Origin of the sequence: Bifidobacterium thermacidophilum subsp. thermacidophilum DSM 15837, assembly GCF_000426425.1 — a bacterium.
In the GTDB taxonomy this organism is placed as follows: domain Bacteria; phylum Actinomycetota; class Actinomycetes; order Actinomycetales; family Bifidobacteriaceae; genus Bifidobacterium; species Bifidobacterium thermacidophilum.
In genome coordinates this window covers 394,765-413,160 of the sequence record NZ_AUFI01000006.1, presented here as the reverse complement: position 1 = coordinate 413,160, position 18,396 = coordinate 394,765, and the positions used below count along the sequence as shown (strand labels likewise).

Annotated in this window: 13 protein-coding genes; 1 reads left to right on the top strand and 12 read right to left on the bottom strand. The window is 61.7% G+C overall.

Going from position 1 to position 18,396, the window contains the following annotated elements:
- Positions 1–950: 950 nt before the first annotated feature.
- Entirely contained in the window at positions 951–1,988 is a 1,038-nt protein-coding gene (locus K315_RS0102145) for a D-2-hydroxyacid dehydrogenase family protein (protein WP_029575979.1), read from the top strand.
- Between the two features lie 345 nt (positions 1,989–2,333).
- Here the strand turns inward: K315_RS0102145 and K315_RS0102140 are convergent, their stop codons facing one another.
- From K315_RS0102140 to glmS, 12 genes are all read right to left on the bottom strand, one after another.
- The gene (locus K315_RS0102140) at positions 2,334–3,206 is read right to left on the bottom strand and encodes an ABC transporter ATP-binding protein (RefSeq protein WP_029575978.1); all 873 of its coding nucleotides are present in this window, start codon (positions 3,204–3,206) and stop codon (positions 2,334–2,336) included.
- A complete protein-coding gene (locus K315_RS0102135; RefSeq protein ID WP_029575977.1) occupies positions 3,199–4,215 on the bottom strand; it encodes an ABC transporter ATP-binding protein in 1,017 nt (338 codons plus the stop codon). The genes K315_RS0102140 and K315_RS0102135 overlap by 8 nt, the downstream gene beginning before the upstream one ends.
- On the bottom strand, positions 4,212–5,084 hold the full coding sequence (locus K315_RS0102130; RefSeq protein ID WP_152571394.1) for an ABC transporter permease: 873 nt from the start codon (positions 5,082–5,084) through the stop codon (positions 4,212–4,214). The genes K315_RS0102135 and K315_RS0102130 overlap by 4 nt, the downstream gene beginning before the upstream one ends.
- A 284-nt stretch (positions 5,085–5,368) precedes the next feature.
- Positions 5,369–6,337 carry an ABC transporter permease gene (locus tag K315_RS0102125; RefSeq protein WP_029575975.1) on the bottom strand — a complete coding sequence of 323 codons (969 nt, stop codon included), beginning with the start codon at positions 6,335–6,337 and terminating at the stop codon, positions 5,369–5,371.
- Between the two features lie 116 nt (positions 6,338–6,453).
- The gene (locus K315_RS0102120; protein ID WP_029575974.1) at positions 6,454–8,157 is read right to left on the bottom strand and encodes an ABC transporter substrate-binding protein; all 1,704 of its coding nucleotides are present in this window, start codon (positions 8,155–8,157) and stop codon (positions 6,454–6,456) included.
- Positions 8,158–8,334: 177 nt separating this feature from the next.
- A complete protein-coding gene (locus K315_RS0102115; RefSeq protein WP_029575973.1) occupies positions 8,335–9,111 on the bottom strand; it encodes a type III pantothenate kinase in 777 nt (258 codons plus the stop codon).
- Between the two features lie 77 nt (positions 9,112–9,188).
- On the bottom strand, positions 9,189–10,520 hold the full coding sequence (coaBC, locus tag K315_RS0102110) for a bifunctional phosphopantothenoylcysteine decarboxylase/phosphopantothenate--cysteine ligase CoaBC (RefSeq protein ID WP_029575972.1): 1,332 nt from the start codon (positions 10,518–10,520) through the stop codon (positions 9,189–9,191).
- Positions 10,521–10,650: 130 nt separating this feature from the next.
- Positions 10,651–12,072 carry an ABC transporter substrate-binding protein gene (locus tag K315_RS0102105; protein WP_029575971.1) on the bottom strand — a complete coding sequence of 474 codons (1,422 nt, stop codon included), beginning with the start codon at positions 12,070–12,072 and terminating at the stop codon, positions 10,651–10,653.
- Positions 12,073–12,113: 41 nt separating this feature from the next.
- Positions 12,114–14,201, bottom strand: a complete 2,088-nt coding sequence (locus K315_RS0102100) for a beta-galactosidase (protein ID WP_029575970.1) — start codon at positions 14,199–14,201, stop codon at positions 12,114–12,116.
- Between the two features lie 171 nt (positions 14,202–14,372).
- Entirely contained in the window at positions 14,373–15,386 is a 1,014-nt protein-coding gene (locus K315_RS0102095; RefSeq protein ID WP_044091172.1) for a LacI family DNA-binding transcriptional regulator, read from the bottom strand.
- Between the two features lie 225 nt (positions 15,387–15,611).
- Positions 15,612–16,445, bottom strand: coding sequence for a pseudouridine synthase (locus tag K315_RS0102090; RefSeq protein WP_152571384.1), 834 nt, complete (start codon positions 16,443–16,445; stop codon positions 15,612–15,614).
- A 44-nt stretch (positions 16,446–16,489) separates the two neighbouring features.
- A complete protein-coding gene (gene glmS / locus K315_RS0102085) occupies positions 16,490–18,379 on the bottom strand; it encodes a glutamine--fructose-6-phosphate transaminase (isomerizing) (RefSeq protein ID WP_029575967.1) in 1,890 nt (629 codons plus the stop codon).
- Positions 18,380–18,396: the final 17 nt, after the last annotated feature.

Sequence of the window (18,396 nt, the reverse complement as noted above, 5' to 3'; positions counted from 1 at the left end):
TGTGAGCCGCCACTCACAACGAACAACTCGGTCAGACCATCCAGACCGCGCATGCCCCGACCCATCTTCCAATTGTGAGTCACCACTCACAACCAAAGAACTTTCACGCACCACCGCACCCACGACGGACAATCGCTCATGCTGATTGTGAGCGACCACTCACAACTACACATCAACGTCTGCGGAGTCGCATCGGAACACCGCACTCTCTCTCGTTGGCTGTGAGTCGCCACTCACAACGAAGAGACATCAGCTCACGAACCACCCCACGACGGCTCACTGCCCCGTTAGTTGTGAGCGACCACTCACAACTAGCTCGAGCGCAGAGCGACCGACGCATGCTTCCACACGAACAGCGCGTTGATTGTGAGCAGCCACTCGCAACCAGCAGTCACAACCGCTCCAGCTATACCTGCAATGCCCACTCCCGCTCTTGGTTGTGAGTTGCCACTCACAACCAGCTACGGCAAAGGGTGAATGACGCGCGCTTCCACATGAACAGCTCGTTGATTGTGAACAGCCACTCACAACCAACGGACGTTGACTTACCAGTCGCCCCCGCAATGGCCAACCCTCACGTTGATTGTGAGTCGCCACTCACAACCAACAACAGCGCAGGGCAGTCGGCACACATTGCCGCACGAATGACTCATTGATTGTGAGTCATCACTCACAACGAAGTGGCATTTAACCACCAGACGTATCTGCTCCGACCGATCGCCGTACTTAGTTGTGAGTCGCCACTCACAATCAACTACAGTGTGGGGCGGCCGCCGCACACTATCGTATGAACGACTCATTGATTGTGAGCAACCACTCACAATCAAGTACGGGGCGGGGGATATCGCACGCCCCAACACCAACACCGCCGACGCCAACACCAACACCAGAACCAACGTATCGAAATGCTCTCGCAACACTGCCGGCACGCGTGCGTCTAAGGTGGAAGCATGAGCGAAACATCAACATCAGCCGCAGCCGACATCCAGCCAATCATCGAAACACAGCCCGAACGCACCGATCTGCCGCTCGCGGTCATGCCGGTGGTCGTTGCCTCCATGATTCCGTATTTCAAGGAGAACATCAGCCTGTTGCACGACGTGATCCGTCTGCGCATGTACGGCGATTTCACGCTCGACGAAAACACTATCGTCAGCCGTTGCCAAGACGCCGACGCCGTGATGGTCATCGGATTCCATGTCACCGATTCGATCTTCAACCGGCTGACTGAAAGAGTCCATGTGCGTTGCTTCGCATTCGGCGGCACAGGTGTCGCGAGCTACATAAACCTGCAGGCTGCCCGAGAGCGCGGTGTGCGTGTGTGCAACGTCGTGCGCTACGGCGATCATGCGGTCGCCGAGCACGCGTTCGCACTGCTGATGGAGCTCGCCCGGCACGTCGGCGATCTCAACCGCCAAGTGCATGCCGGCAGCTGGGAAGGCGCCGACGGTTACGCTTTGCATGGCAAAACGGTCGGATTGGTGGGATTCGGCGGCATCGGCCAGGTGTTCGCCCGCATGCTCCAAGGGTTCGGCATGAACGTACTCGTGTGGAATTCACATCTTGATCAGAACGCGGTCGCGCGGCTCGGAGTCACACCGGTCGACGATATGGGCGATATGTTCGAGCGCTCCGACATCATCTCCCTGCACATGCCGCTGCTCGCCGCAACGAAAGGCATCGTCACCGCGCAATCGCTGGAACATATCAAGCCGGGCACGCTGTTCATCAATACCGCGCGCGCCGAAGTGATCGAGCAGGGTGCGCTTGCCAAGCGGCTTGCCCGCGGTGATGTGAAGGCCGCGCTGGACGTGTTCGAGCATGAGCCGCTTCCCCAAGACGACCCGCTGCGCCGGGTTCCAGGCATCATTCTGACCCCGCATGTCGCTTGGCGCAACGAGGAAGCGTATCGCAACTTGACTCGTCAGGTCTTCCAATCGGTCGCCTCGTTCGCAACCGGAAGCGATTTCAACGCCGTCGTCAAATAGTTCACATCGTCATTCCGCGATCGGCTCGCGACTACTGTGCTCCCCTTCTGATTCTGCAGACGCTGAGAGACCGGTCAGTGTCTGAAGAAGGTTGGACATCTGCTTCTACCGACACTCACCCGCGTCTCAACGTCGGCAGAAGATCACGTTCCAGTTTCTGCCGACGCTCACGGCCCGCTCAGCGTCGGTAGAAGCAGAGATGACGGGAAACGACTTGCTGGATTGGGTTGTCGGGCGGTACCACCACGATGACAGCCACCATACGGCGACAGCCACTACACATCTCCACTCGACGATGACTATGCGCGGGCGACACCATCCAGTGACGGCCACAACCGACGCCGATCACCATGCTGCGGCGTCGATGAGTTGTTTGGTATAGGCGGATTGCGGTTGCGTGAGCAGATCGCCGGTGGCGGCGGTCTCCTCGATTCGCCCGTCATGCAGCACGACAATCCGGTCGGCAATATGCTGCACAACTCCTAGGTCGTGGGACACGATGACCATCGCGGTCCGAGGCCGTTTCCTCCGGATTTCCGCCAATGTGTCCAGAATCTGGACACGCCCTGAGACGTCGACCGCGCTCATCGGCTCGTCAGCAAGCACGATGCGCGGTTCGGCGACTATCGCCCGCGCGATGGCGACCCGTTGCGCCTGCCCGCCTGACATATCGACCGGATACCGTCCGATGAACTCATCCGGATCAAGCCCGACCATCCCCAACGCCCGGCGGACCGCACCGGCGATATCGTCCGATGCCACTCGCCTCCCAGCGTCGCCCGCTCTATGCCCGGCTTGTCTTGCAATCAGTCCTTCCGCAATCGATTCGCCGGCGGTCCAACGCGGATCGAGCGAGGTGAACGGGTTTTGGAATACCAGCCCCGATTCGTTTCTCAGCCGTAGCATTCCCAGCGAACGCACTCCGCTCAAGGCAACGCCTCGATACGTAACCGTGCCCGAATCGGCCTGCTCCAAGCCGAATGCAATGCGGGTCAGCGTGGTTTTTCCGGACCCCGACCCGCCGATCACCGCCAGACACTCCCCTTCGGCGACATCCATATCCACGTTGAACAACACCTGGGTCCGTCGTGAACGGGAGCCGAAGGACTTATCGACCCCCCGCACGGACAGCAGTGCTTCCTTCTCGTCTGACGCGACGTCGCGTCCGTCGGGAACGATGACTTCTGCCGGTACGGTTTTCCTGCTCTTCTCACCCATGTTGACGCTCCCGATTCGTATCCATACGCGCAGTGCCGTCCATATCCACGCCTGCACCCACACCCGTGTCCAGTGTCAGCAGCTTCGCGGCACGCACCAACGCGCATGTCGCTGGTTCCCCAGGATTACGCAGCAGTTCTTCAGTTCCACCCGTCTCGACCACACGCCCGCCGTCGATGACGACGCATCGCGTAGTCGCCCGTGAAAGCACCGCAAAATCATGGGTGATGAACAGCATCGACGCACCGGCCGATTCGACCAACGAAACGAGCAGATCGATGATGGAACGCTGCACAATCGCATCAAGCGCAGTGGTCGGCTCATCAGCGATAATCAGCCGCGGCGAGGTGATCAACGCCGTGGCGATGCCGACACGCTGCTGTTGGCCGCCGGAGAGCTCATGCGGGTAGGCGCCCGCGAGTCTTCCAGGCAGGCCGACCCGTTCCAGCATGGTCATCGCTCGGTCGTGCCGCTCATCTGCGTCCAAATCATAATGCAGGCGCAGCGGCAGGCAGACCTGTTGCTCAACGGTCAGCACCGGATTGAGCGCCGCTCCGGGGTTCTGGAACACAAGCCCAACGTATCGACCGCGCAAATCGGCAAGTTCCGCATCATCCATGGTGTCGACCCGCTTGCCGCCAATGTTCAAGCTGCCGTCCACGCGCGCGGTTCGAGGCAACAAGCCGGTCACCGCTTTGACCAGCATGGATTTGCCTGACCCGGATGCCCCAATCATCCCAACGCGTTCACCGGCGTCGACATGCAAAGACACCCGCTTCAATACAGCATGCCCGCCGATGGTCACATTCAGATCGCGGACATCAAGGATTGTGGGGCGCGCGCTACCGGCGGTGTTCGTAGCGAGGCTCACGTCGGCATGACCAACACCGGCATTGCCTACACCGGCATGACCAGCATCGGCAGCACCGCCCGCACCGGTGCCACCGACCCCGGCAGCATTCGCAGTCATGCCGCCCATATTCAGCTCACTCGCATCCAGATTGTTCATGATTCCGCCTCTTCGCCTCGATCTGCCGGCCCTGAACATCCGACCTCCACCCGACGCAGCTCAGGATTGGCCAACGGGTCCGCGCAATCGCGAATCGCATCACCCAGCAGATACATCGCGGTCACCACGAGTGTGACTACCAAGCCCGGCCACAGCACCGTCAGCGGATACACGCTGATCAGCCGCACCGACGTGGTCAGCGAATGCCCCCAACTCGGCACGCCCGACGGCACACCGACACCCAGATAGGTCAACCCCGCCTCGGCCAGAATCGAAGTCCCCGCGCTCATCGACAGCTGCACGGCAAGCACCGGGAAGGTCGAGGGCACAATATGCCGCACGAACACACGCCACGGGCCGACACCGCTCGCCCTGGCCGCCTCCACGTATGCACTCCGGGCCGCCAAAGCCGCCGTCGGCCTCAGTATTCGCGCCATATTCAGCCCGTACGTGATACCGCACGCCGCGACGACCACCGCGATAGACGTGCCGAAGGGAACGGCGAACAGCAGGGCGAGCAGCACCGTCGGAATCGCGATCAGCGCGTCCACGACCACTACGCTTGCCGAGGCGAGCATCCGGCGGGTCGATACCATCGCTGCGGTAAGCGCGAGTCCAATCGTCGCGGACACTAGTACGGTCAGCACGGCAACCGCCAAATCCGTGAGAGACCCGGCCATCAGCCAGCTGAGCACATCCGCGCCCACGCCATCCGTACCGAGCGGATGGGCAGCGGACGGCGACGCCCACGCATCGTCGCCATCGGTATGCAGCAGCGGGTAGGGCGTCCACACAAGCGACACCGCGGACACGACCAGCCACAACGCCATGACAATCAGCGCAAACCGCCCGCCCGGCCGGCCCCACATGCCGCGCAGGATAATCCCGAGTCTGACATGCAACGGTAATCTGCCGTAGAAGCCGCCGCGGGACGGGTGTCTCACAGGCCCGACATGCCGCGAATCCGCGGTATTGGCAGGATGCCCGACATCGGCAGGAAGCCTGGTTGCACCCGGATGCTCTGCATCGCCCGAAAGCTCAGAAAGCCTTGTATCAGCCGAGTGAACGATTGCCTCGGATTGCCCCGACGATGTCGGACGCCCAGTTTCCTGCAAGCGCCCACGACGATTACGTGATGAAGCCATATCTTCCCTCACCCTCGTTCCTCGGATTGCCCGCCCAACCGCGGATCAAGCGCATGATGAAGCATATCGACCAGCACGCCGAGCAGCAGGAAGAATGCGGCGAGCAGGAACAGTTCGCTTTGCACGGCGACCAGATCACGATTGCCGACATCGCCGATCAGCATGGCGCCCAATCCGGGAAGATTGAACAGACTTTCAACAACCATGACGCCGGTGACCATCTGTGCGAAAGTCAACCCCGCCACCGACACCAGCTGCGCGGCAGACAACCGCAATCCCACGCCGAGCATCGCCTGTCGACGCGTCATCCCACACGCCATGGCCATCGCCACGGCATCGCTGTCCTCCATCGATATCAGACAGGCGCGGGTATAGCGCATGATTGCGGCCCCCGCCACCAATCCGGTCGCGATGGCGGGCAGAATCAACGATGCGAGAACCGCTACCGGGTTGCGCCAGCCGTCATCAGGGAATCCCTGCGACGGCAGGATGCCGACAAGTCCGACCCCGCGGCCGAACATCATGATGAGCAGCAGCCCGCCCCACAACGCCGGCACCGCACCACCGACGATGGCGAGGATATGCAACACGCCACGCACCCGCGAATTCGCGGCAAGCACCGCCTGGCAGCCAAGTGGAACGCCCACGCCAAGGGCGACAATCAGGCTCAATACAATCAGTGGCATGGTGATGGCCGCATGTGACCCGACCTGTGAGGAGACCGAGCGTCCGCTGATCGCAGACACCCCCATATTCCCGTGCATCAGGCCCGACAGCCAATCCGCATATTGCTGCGGGTACGAACGGTCCAGCCCCATCTGCGAGCGCAACGCAGCCACGCGCGCAGGCGTGGCGTTCGTGCCCGCCATGACGGACGCAACATCGCCCGGCAGAATCCGCAACGCGACAAACACCAGCAGCGACAGGCCGAACAGGGCGGCTACAAACAGCACCAGCCGACGAATCAGATATCTCATTGCCTTGATGCTCCTTGCCTGTGACTCTTGCCGCGTATCAGCGCGTCCTGCCAGATGTTGCCGCGCTGTCTTGCCGTATATCGTGCCGCGTATCGCCGCCGTTGCGCCGCTACGCTCTACGCCTGTGCCGGCGTGTACGTGACCTTCCACAACGGCAGCACACTCTGGGTCAGCCGGGAAGGGAACCCGGTGACCCCTTTGGCCTGTGCGACGCTCACCCGGTAGGCGAACAGCCAGTCGGCGGGTGCATCCTCGCTGACAATCCTCGCCGCCTGCTTGAGATTGCTTGCGCTGTCCTCGTCGTCTGTTGCAGCGAGTGCCTTGGCATACAGCGCCTGCACCTGCGGATTGTCGTAATGGTAGTAGTAGTCGTGCTGCGTCCACTTGTAGAAGTCGTGGCTTTCCGCATGGTCGACGAGCGAGAGGTCGTAATCGCCGTTGGTGTGCACGTCCTGAAGCCATGTGGAGAATTCCACGCTGTTGATGCTCAAATCGATCCCGATGCGGCTCAATTGGCTGCGCAGCTGCTCACCAAGCTCGGAACCGTAGATACTCGTCGCGTAGGTGAGCGTCAGCTTGAGCGGGTGACTGGTGGAATACCCCGCCTGTTGCATGAGGCTCTTGGCTTTGGTGGGATTGTACGGATACAGGCCGGTCAAGTCCTCGTAGCCGGGGTCGACGGACGGGATCGGCCCGCCGAGCGCCGCATCCACTCCCCCGCGCGAGGCGATGATCTCCTTGTGGTTAATCGCATAGCGGATCGCCTGCCGTATGCGTTTGTCGGAGGTTTTCGCACCCGTGCAGTTGAACGCGAGCACGAATTTGTCGCTGCCGTCGTTCGCCTTGATGGTGTATTTCCCACTGCTTTTGAGCTTGCCGGTCATATTCGCGTTGACCGGGGACAGCACCTGCACGTCCCCGCTGGTCAGCGCGTTGAGCGCCGCGTTGTCGTCTGGTAGGAACCGCACGGTGACTGTGTTCGTGCGGGCCTTGTGCGCGCTGCCCCAATATTTCGGGTTCGCCTGCAGGACGAGCTTGCTGCTGGAATCGAATGACTTGACCAGATACGGCCCGGAACCGACCGCCGTGGTTTTCGCGTCGTAGTGCGCGTCCTTGTCGAAGACCAGGCCGGGCCGGCCGGAAAGGTACCACAGCATATTCGCATCGGGTTGGCTTAGCGTGAGTTTCACGGTGGTTGCGTCCGGGGCGCTGGCTTGCTTGAGGTTCTCGACCTGGTCGCTGTTGTAGTAGCGCTTGGATTTGAGCTGGTTGATGGACCATGCGACATCGGTGGCGTCGAGTGTGTCGCCGTTGGAGAAATTCATGTGCTCGTTGAGCTTGAAGGTGTAGGTCAGCCCGTCGTCGCTGATGGTCCAGCTCTTGGCGAGACCGGGTTCGACCTCGTTGTTCGAGTTGCGCGAGACGAGTGCTTCGTAGACGTTGCCGATGAGCAGCTGTTCGAGCGCCGACCCGGATTGGTTGCGGATGTCAAGGCTCACGGGCGCGAGTTTGATGCCGATGGCGATGCTGTCTGATTGTGCCGGCGCTGCTGCCTTGCGCGAGTGTGAGTTCACAATGGCGATGCATGCGACGAGCGCGACAATCACCAAGGCGGCGACCACCCAGATGATTGGGCGATGCCCGTCATGCCTCTTCTTGCGTTGCTTCGCATGCGCGTTCAGACTAGCGTCGGTGCTCGCGTTGGTATCAGCGTTCGCGCCAGTATTGGCGCGGGTGTCTTCCGTCGCATGCGGCGGCTGGGTTGTGGTGTCTGGTTCGGTTGCGTCGGATGTACCGTACGCACCATTGGACTTGGCCATGGTTGCTCCTCTGTTCGGCCGTTGGGCCTGCTTATGTTGAGTCGGTTGGCCGCCCATGCGGGTCGACCACCTCGCATCATGATACGCGTGCAGGCGGATTGTCTGGTGCCGCCCGTCTGACCCCGGCGGCCGCTCCGGCCCTCTGTCTGCGCGCACATCAAAGCCAAACCGGCGAATTCAGCGGGTGTTGCGCGCGTAAATCGATGCCAGTCCTTTGAAAATCAAATCGGGGTCATATACGTCGATCAGGTCGGTATCGTCCTTGAACATGCGTCCGAGCCCGCCGGTGGCGATGACGCGAAACTCCCCGTCGATCTCCTGCTGGAACTGTCGGATGGTGCGTTCGATGCCACCGAGGAAGTTGTAGTAGAGCCCCGCCTGCATCGCGTCCTTCGTGTTCTTCGCGAGAATCGACTTGGGCCGTGTAATCTCGACTTCCGGCAACTGGGCGGTTTCGTTCCACAGGGCCGCCGCCGCGGTGCGGATGCCGGTGGTGATTAGCCCGCTGCGGATGCTGCCCTTACTATCCACGTAGTTGAAGGTCGTGGCCGTCCCGAAATCCGCGACAAGCGTCGGCCCGCCGTAGGTGAAATACGCGCCCACGCAGTCGGCGAGGCAATCGGCGCCCATGGTTTTGGGATTGTCCATGACCACGTTGATGCCCGTTTTGATGCCCGGACCGACAATCATCGGGTCGATGCCGAGGAATTTCACGATGCTCGCACGGAAGGAATGCATGACTTTCGGCACGACAGACACGATAATCACGTCCTGCACATCGCTCGGGCTGTACCCACTCATCGCGAGGAATTCGGTGATCATGAGCCCGTATTCGTCCGACGTGTGGTTGGCTTTTGTGGTGATCCGGTAGGTGCCCCTCATCTGCTCCTTGCGGTCCCCATCGAGGAAGCCGAGCACGATATTCGTATTGCCGATGTCTACTGCCAGCAGCATGGGTGTCCTTTCATCCGCGTTTTCGTAATTGCCCGCATGACCCGGATTCTTTACAAACCTCCGGGTGCCGATTCGCTCTAATCCGCCAGACGTTCCCGCCGCATCCGGGCAAGCCTGCCAAGAATGACAGCCGCAAGGTCGCGCTTGTCCATCAGTGGCTGCGGTTCTGAGTGGATTTTCGACCCGTCCTCGCCCGCAGTGGCGTTCTTGTCGGTATCCGGTGTGAGGATCACCACCCGGTTCGTATCGTGCGCGAAACCGGCCCCCGGTTCGTTGAGGTCGTTGGCGACGAGCATGTCGCAATGCTTGCGTTCCAGCTTGGATTGCGCGTTGGCGAGCAGGTCCTGCGTCTCCATCGCGAACCCGCAGACGAGCTGCGAGCCGTCCGGGCGTTTGTGCTCGCCCGCCCAAGCGAGGATGTCCGGGTTCTGTACCAGCGTGATCGGCGGCATAACTTCCCCGGTTTTCTTGATTTTCTGCTCGCTGCGATACTCCGGGCGGAAATCGCCGACCGCGGCGGCCATGATGATGATATCCGCCCGCGCGAAGTGGCCATGCACCGCGTCAAACATCTCCTGCGCGGTCTGTACATGGACAGTGTGCACGCCGTCCGGCTCGTCAAGCGAAACCGGCCCGGAAACGAGCGTGACCTCAGCTCCCATGGCCTGCGCCGCCTGGGCGAGTGCATACCCCATTTTCCCAGTCGAATGGTTGGTCAGGTACCGTACCGGGTCGAGCGGCTCCTGGGTGGGGCCGGCAGTGACCAGCACATGTAATCCGGCCAATTCGTCGTTCGCGGGCTGGTCGGTCTCCGTCTTCGTGCCGCATCTGCTGGCGGCCGCACTCTCGGCGGCCTGTTCAACGGCATCCTCGATGTCCTCCAAATCGGCGAGCTTGCCTTTGCCGGTGTCCTGGCAAGCGAGCCGCCCGGTTGCCGGTTCTACAATCGTCCACCCGAATTCGCGGCATGCGGCGATATTGCGCTGGCTGACGGGATTGTTGTACATGCGCGTGTTCATCGCCGGGCACAGGATTTTGGGACCCTCATATGCCAACACCATCGAAGTGAGATAATCGTCGGCGATGCCGTGCGCGATTTTGGCGATGATATCGGCTGTCGCGGGCGCGATCACCAGCACATCCGCCCATTTCGCGTCATCGATATGGCTGATGCCAAGCCGCTGCGCATCCAATGCATCCTGGGAATCCGCGGTATCGGGGAACATTGCCGTGCGTACCGGCGTGTGAGCGAGGGACGCGAACGAAAGCGGGGTGACGAACCGTTGCGCGGCCGCGGTCATGGCGACCCGCGTCTCATACCCGCGTTTGCCCCAATCACTGACCAGTTGGCATGCTTTGAACGCCGCGACGCTGCCGGTGACACCGAGCATGATATGGGTTGAAGCCATACGACCTCCCAAACGCCGCGCTGTTGCGGCGGTCTGTACTGTCGCTGCGGCGGTCGCCGTCAGCGCTGCCGCCAGTATAGGCCGCGCAACCGACGTGCCGCAGCGAATACCGGTTTCTACATCATCTGCATCACTGGATGGTGAAGCCCTGATTGACCCCGTACTCCTGAATGTCGTTCTGCCAACTGGCGAGCGCTCCTGCGAGCGAAACCTTCGGCCCCGGATCGTCCGGCACAGTCACAGGATTGCCGTCATCGTCGGTCATGCCCGCCTCGAAACGCTTTTTTGCGACGATCCGCCGCTGGTTGGCGGACTCCCACTTGTAAGCCTTACCCATGGTCGCGCGGAAATCGCTGCGCGCATACACTTCGAACGGCAGATACTGGTATCCGGAGGACACGTTCTGCGCCGCCTGCGCGAGCACCTTATTGAACTGTTGGCCACCGAAATACGGGATCTGGATGCCGCGCGAGTCGCGGATGGTCGTCTTTTCAAGGAAAGTCTTGGATTCCAATGTGGAAGTATCTGCGGGGAACGCCCCTCCGTCAACGCGCGTGGCAATACCTTCGGCATCATGGCACACATATTCGATGAAACGGTATGCGGCTTCGGGTTTGCGCGTCGTGTTGAGCATCGTCAACGCGGACCCGCCGATTTCAGCGTTGGCTGTGCTACCGTAAACGGTCGGGATAGTGCCGACCCGCCATTGTCCTGCAGCTCCGGGCACATCGGACAACAGCATGGAGGGCATCCACGCGCCCGACAGCACCGAGGCGACGGTTCCGTTGCCCAGTGCGTTCTGCCACCCTGTGGACCATGTGGTCAGCCGGGTGTTGATCAGCCCTTCATCCATCATTTTCTGCCAGTATTCGATGAAGGTTTTCGTGCCCGTGTCACCTTTGAGGTTCACCGTGACGGTTTTGCCGTCGGAGGAGGTCCGGTACGGTCTGCCGCCGGCGAGCCAGATCATCGCGTTGAAGAAGCTTGCATCCCCGGCGTCCGCGTCGATATACACCCCGATTTTCTTGAGTTTCTTGGCCGCCCGGTAATAATCCTTCCACGTGTGGATGGTTGTCGGGTCAACCCCGGCCTGCCTGAACACGCTATCGTTGTAGAAGAACGCCATCGGGCCCGAATCCATGGGCAGGCCATAGATACGGCCGCCAAGCTGCACCGAGGACCATGTGCCGGTCGTGTAGAAGTTCGCGTAGCCTTGCGCACGGTCAGTCAAATCACGCAATTGGCCACTGACCGCATACTGTGGCAGCGCAAAATATTCAATCTGCGCGACATCCGGCTGCCCGTACCCGTCCTGGATCGCCGTATTGAGGTTCTCGTAGCCGCTCGTGTTCTTCACAATGACATGGACGTCAGGGTTCGCGGCCTCGAAGGACTGGGCGAGCTTGCCCATGCTCGGCTCCCATGACCATACGGTGATGACGGTGCGCGTGTCCTGCACCGCGCATGCGGCGACCGTGAGCAGCATGCATACGGACATGACGGCGGACAACGCCTTCGCGATGAGATGCCGTCCGCGGGATGGTCGTGTCATGCTGCTCCTTGATTTCCGTATGTGTTCGCTGGCTCCCGCCGTCAACCCATGCTGACGATGACGCCGTTCGGGGCGATGGTCGCCGTTCCGTCGTCATGGTCTTCGGCGAGAGATGCGACCATGGTACGCCCTTCGATATCCGCTGCGACCGGATGGTGCGTACGGTTGAACTGGAATGTGAACCGCGGCGCCTCATGTTCGCCGTCGCCGCGCCCCTCACGCACCACGCGCAGAATGTCGCCCGAACCTTGCCATGCCGGTACGCTCACGTCCATGGCCTCGAACATGGCAGGCAGGCTTGCGGCAAGCCCGTCAGCGCCCAATCGGCAACCGACGTAGGCGGCACGCCCCTCGCCATATGTGTTGACCGTGATGGCGGGAACACCGTTCATACCGGTCCACGAATCGGCTTGGTAGGTGGCAAGTATACGCGCGGAATCCGCGGTCGATGTGATGACGTCCGCGATGTCGTGTGCCACGGTGCCGTTGCTCAGGTCGAGGTGATCAAGCACGCCATCGTCATCACCCATCGGGGCGAATTCCTCGGAACGCACGCCGACAACATCGCGGATGGCCCCCGGATAGCCGCCGAGCCACACGTGGTCGCGTTCGTCGCTGATACCAGTGTAGTAGGTGGCGAACAGCTTGCCGCCTGCCGCGACATAATCACGCACGCGCCGCGCATCGTTTTCGCCCAGCAGGTACACGCTCGGCAGAACGACCATCTCGTAGCGATCCCAATCGCCCGCCAGCGGCACCACATCGGCGGTCAGCCCCTGATCAGCCAACGCGGTGAACCAGTCGAGCGGTTCCGTCCAATGCCGCACCTGCTGGGTGGGTGTCGCCGTATGCTCGGTGGCCCATTCGCTCGCGTAATCGTAGACGACGGCAATCCGTGCCTGGCTTAGTGTGGTGCCGGGCAATCCCGCCTGCGAGAGCGTGTCCAGGTCATTGCCGAGCGCGCAGACGTCACGGTAGACCTGGCTGTTCCGTCCCGCGTGAGGCACCATGCCACTGTGGAATTTCTCAGCGCCCGCCTGGGATTGCCGCCACTGGAAGAAACAGATGGCGTCCGCACCCATGGCCAGATGTGCCATCGCGTCGCGTTCCAGCTGTCCTGGCACCTTGCGGTAGTTGATGCTGCGCCAGTTGACAGCGCTGGTCGAATGTTCCATGAGGAACCACGGCTGTTTGCGACTGATTCCGTCGACCAGCGAGGACGAGTAGGCCAGCTCGTCAAAATGCCGGCGTCCCGGGGTGAAGTAGTGGTCGTTCGACACAAAATCGACTTCGTTGCCCCAATCGTCATAATCGAGGGCGTTGCCGGGCGCGCTCACCATGAAGTTTGTGGTCAAGGGGATATTCGGGGTGATTTCGGCGAGCGCGTCACGCTCCGCCTTGAAGAACTCCTTGAGCGCGTCGGAGCAGAACCGCTTGAAATCAAGCAGTTTGCCCGGGTTCATGAAATTACCTTCCCCGATGTACCGCGGCGGGATGATCTGGGAGAAATCGGTCATGCGCTGAGACCAGAAGTAGGTGCCCCATGCGTCGTTGACCGCCTCGATGTCCCCGTAGCGTTCCTTGCACCAGCGCTGGAAGGCGCGCATGGCGTCATCGGAATAGTCAAACCGGTTGTGGCAGCCGTACTCGTTGCTCACATGCCAGGCCACGATGGCCGGGTTGTCCCGGTAATGTTGCGCCATGGCACGGCACAGCCGCAAGGCGTACTCGCGGAAAATCGGGCTGGTGGGACGCCAATGCTGTCGCGCCCCCGGCCAGCAGGCGTCGCCGCGCTCGTCTTTCCACAGGACTTCCGGATGCTTCTGCGTAAGCCACAGCGGCGGGCTGGCGGTCGCGGATGCAAGGTCGACGGCGATGCCGGCATGGTAAAGCTTGTCGATGATCCGGTCGAGCCACCCGAAATCGTAGACGCCTTCCTCGGGTTCTATCGCACTCCACGCGAAAATGCCGAGGGACACGATATTGACCCCGGCCTGGTTCATGAGCTCGATATCTTCATCCCAGACGGATTCCGGCCATTGTTCGGGATTGTAGTCTCCGCCGTACCAGATACGCCGGGCCGCATTGTCCAGCGGTCTTGGCCAGCGATGTGTTCTGCGTGCTGTCATGGCGCTCCAACTGTATGCGTTCGGTTACTGATGTTTACCATACCATTGACTGCCGTGTTTTCCTTGACGGCGCTTCATACCTCGCCGCACGCGTGTTTTCTGCATGCGCCCCGCCGCATCGTTCGCCGAGGTGTCACCGCAGTCGTCGCATGTCGGACTCACCGGCGAGGCTCAACGCGGGTACCGGGCCACCGAACCGCGTTCAATCAGCTCGCCGGGAATCACGGTTTTCACGTTCACTGGCACGTTCTGGCCTTCGCACTGCTTGCGGATCATGGTGAACGCCTCATGCCCGATGGTGTCGAAGCGCATGCGCATGGTCGTCAGATCGAGTTTGGGCACAATGCCCCTGAGCGAATCATCCACACCGACGATGCTGACATCCTCGGGCACGCGACGGCCGCCATCCTTCAAACCCAGGATCGCACCATACGCCATCTGGTCGTTTGCCGCGTACACGGCGGTGCATTCGGGGTCGTGGGCGAGCTCGAATCCGGCACGATACCCGCTGTCCGCCCCCCAGTCGCCAATCAGGGCTTGCGGTGCGGCGATGCCATGGCGATCAAGTTGGTCGCTCCACCCTTGCAGTCTGCTGCGCGCCGCACGCGACTGCATCGGCCCGGCGATATGATGCACGGTGCTGTGCCCTTGTTCCAACAGATAATCGACAATGCTCGTGGAGCACCCATACTGGTCGGCGTCCACCGTGGGGCAGTTCGTAGATGCCCCCTCGCACACGAGCACGACCGGCATCTCTTTCGGCGGAACGAAGGTATCGAAATCAGAGACATCCTGCTGCAGCACGACGATGATGCCGTCAACCGGCAGCTGTGCCATGCGCTCGACCGCAGCCTGCAGCGAACGTTCCTTGCCGACGCCCATCGTGCGTACGGTGACCGCGTACCCCTCATCCACCGCAGCCGCGACGATGCCGTCAAGAATGCGGGAATCGCCGTAATCATACAGGCTGAACACCACGACGCCGATATCGTTGAACCGGCCGTATTTGAGCGCACGTGCGGCATAGTTGGGACGATAGCCGAGCTTGTCCATCGCTTCCTCGACGCGCACTCGGGTTTCGTCGCGCACACTTTTGCTCCCGTTGGTGACGCGGGAGACCGTTTGGGGCGAAACGCCGGCTTCCCTTGCAACATCCTGCATGGAGACAGTCAAGTTCCGGTTCATTGTTCGCCCCTTGATAGCTGTTGATACGGTGCCAAGTATAGGCGATGCCCGTACGTCGGATACCCACTGCGTCTCACCTATGCCGAGGCGGTCAAGCGCCTGAAAAACCGGCCTTTCTTGCGGTGATTTAACTTAACTGTTTCAGTTGCGATTAGCCGATTCGCGGCCGTGCACCATCCGCCGGTGTGATTGCTACAACATTCCAAGACCATTCGGCCGTATTCATCACCATTGCAACGGAACCGACGACACGAACGCCATATCCCGTCCGCTGACCGGATCGGTGAACTCGAGCCGGCACGCGACCAGCTGCAAGGGCGTACTGAAATCATCCGGCCCATAGGGTTTGAGCGTCGGATAGAACGGGTCGCCCATGATCGGCAGGCCGATTGAGCTCATGTGGACGCGCAGCTGGTGGGTTTTGCCGGTCACGGGGTGTAAAACGTACCGGCGGGTGCCGGCGGGCAGCGCCGTGGCGTCTGGAGTGTCGTCGGTCATGCCGCATGCGGCGGGCAGGTCTATGATCGTCCGCGCGTTCGGCTCCCCCGGTACCTCGTAGGCTTGCAGACGGCCGCGGTCCTTGACGATATGCGAGCAGCGCAGGAGCGGGAACACCGCCGGGACGTTGAGGAGTGTGAGCGTGCCGGTATGCGGGCGTGTGATCGGCGCCGCCGGAGCCAGGCATTCGTAGGTCTTGCGCGCCTGGTGGTTCTGAAACAGCATCTGGTAGGCGCCACGGCAGGCCGGGTCACGCACGAAGACCACGATGCCGGCGGTCAGCCGGTCCAGCCGGTGCGCCGGCGTGATCTGCGGCTCCGCGTAGTGCTCACGCAGCCTGATAAGCGCGGACTGCCGGTACCACATGCCGCGCGGCGTGGTTGGCACGAAATGCGGCTTGTCGATGACAATGATCCGCTCATCCTCGTACAGCACAACGCAACGGAACGGGATTTCAGGCTCGTCGGTCACCCAGCGGTGCCGCCTGGCTTGTGGCACGCGCGTCCCGGCATCGTCGGAGCCGGATTGCGCGTCGGGGCGCCCATGAGGCAACGAAGCCATACCGGACGCCCCGACGCTGCAAGTGGCCGCGGACATGCGAGGCATCACTCGACAGTCACGGATTTCGCGAGATTACGCGGCTTGTCAACGTCATACCCCTTGAGCATGGCCATATCCATGGCGAACAGCTGCAACGGCACCACGTCCACGAGCGGGCTGAGCAGCGTGGGGCAGACCGGTCGCCAGAAGACGACATCCGCGTACTGTTCGACATCCGGGTCGCCCAGTTCGGCAACAGCGATGGTGTACGCGCCACGCGCCTTGACTTCCTCGATGCCGGAAATCACCTTGTTGTGCAGAATATTGCGCCCGCGCGCCGACGGCACGATCACGACGACCGGCTCGCCCGCGTCCACCAGCGCGATCGGCCCATGCTTGAGCTCGCCCGCGGCGAAGCCCTCGGTGAAGGTGTAGGCGATTTCCTTGAGTTTCAGCGCGCCTTCCAGCGCGACCGGGTAGCCCACATGGCGGCCGAGGAACAGGAAGGAATGCGCGTTGACCATCCGCTTGGCGGCCTGCTCGACATTGCCCGCCTGATTGTCCAGCACCCACTGAATCTTCTGTGGCATGTCCTTGAGCTGCTCGAGGATGTGCCTGATCTCGTCGCGGTACATCGTGCCCTTCACCTGCGCCAGATACAGGCCCAGCAGGTAGGCGGCGACGATCTGCGCGACAAAGGCCTTGGTGGAGGCGACCGCGATCTCCGGGCCCGCGTGCGTGTACAGCACAGCGTCGGATTCGCGCGGGATGCTTGCGCCCTGCGTGTTGCAGATCGCCAGCACGCGCGACCCCTGTTCACGGGCGTGGCGCAAGGCCATCAGCGTGTCCATGGTCTCGCCGGACTGCGAGATCGCGACGACCAGCGTGCGCGGGGTCAGGATCGGGTCACGGTAACGGAATTCATGCGCGAGCTCGACTTCGACCGGGATGCGCACCCAATGCTCAATCGCGTACTTGGCGACCATGCCCGCATAACTTGCCGTGCCGCATGCCACGACGATGATCTTGTCAATCTGGCGGAACACGTCCAGCCCGATATGCACTTCGTCGAGCACGATATCGCCCTGATCGTCGAAGCGGCCGAGCAGCGTATTGGCCACGGCCTCGGGATCCTCGTGAATCTCCTTGTCCATGAACGAGGGCCATCCGCCCTTCTCCGCCGCGGACGCGTCCCAATCGACGGTGAACCGCTTGGAATCCTTCACCGGGTTGCCGTTGAAATCGGTGACGATCACCTGGTCGCCGCTGATGCACACGGCCTGGTCCTGCCCGATTTCCATGGCCTGCTTGGTGTAGGCGACGAACGCGGCGACATCCGAGCCGAGGAAGTTCTCCCCCTCGCCCAGACCCACCACGAGCGGGGAATCATGCCGTGCGCCGACAACGATATCCGGCTGGCGGCAGTCCACGGCGAGGATGGTGAACGCGCCGGTCAGCATGCGGGCCACGCGCCGCAACGCTTCGAACAGGTCGGGTTTGCCGGTTTCCTCGATGATGGTGTTGGCGACCTTGCCGAGCAGTTTCGCCGCGACTTCGGTATCGGTGCCGGAGGAGAACACGTAGCCTTCGGATTGCAGCTCCATTTTCAGCTTGGACGCGTTTTCGATGATGCCGTTGTGGATGATGGCGATCTTGCCGTCCGCGCTCACATGCGGGTGGGCGTTCGTGTCGCTCGGCTCGCCGTTGGTCGCCCACCGGGTGTGGCCGATGCCCACGGTCGCGTCCGGCAGCGGCGAGCGGGCGAGATCGGCCTTGAGATTGTCCAGGCGCCCGGCCTTCTTGCGCACCGCCACCAAATCCATGCCCGGCGCGGCGAGGGCGACGCCAGCGGAATCATACCCACGGTACTCCAGCCTGCCCAGGCCTTGCATGCATACTTCCAATGGTTTGCCGCATGCGGTCATGCCGCCTGCATATCCTACGATTCCGCACATAGCACACCAGTGTATCG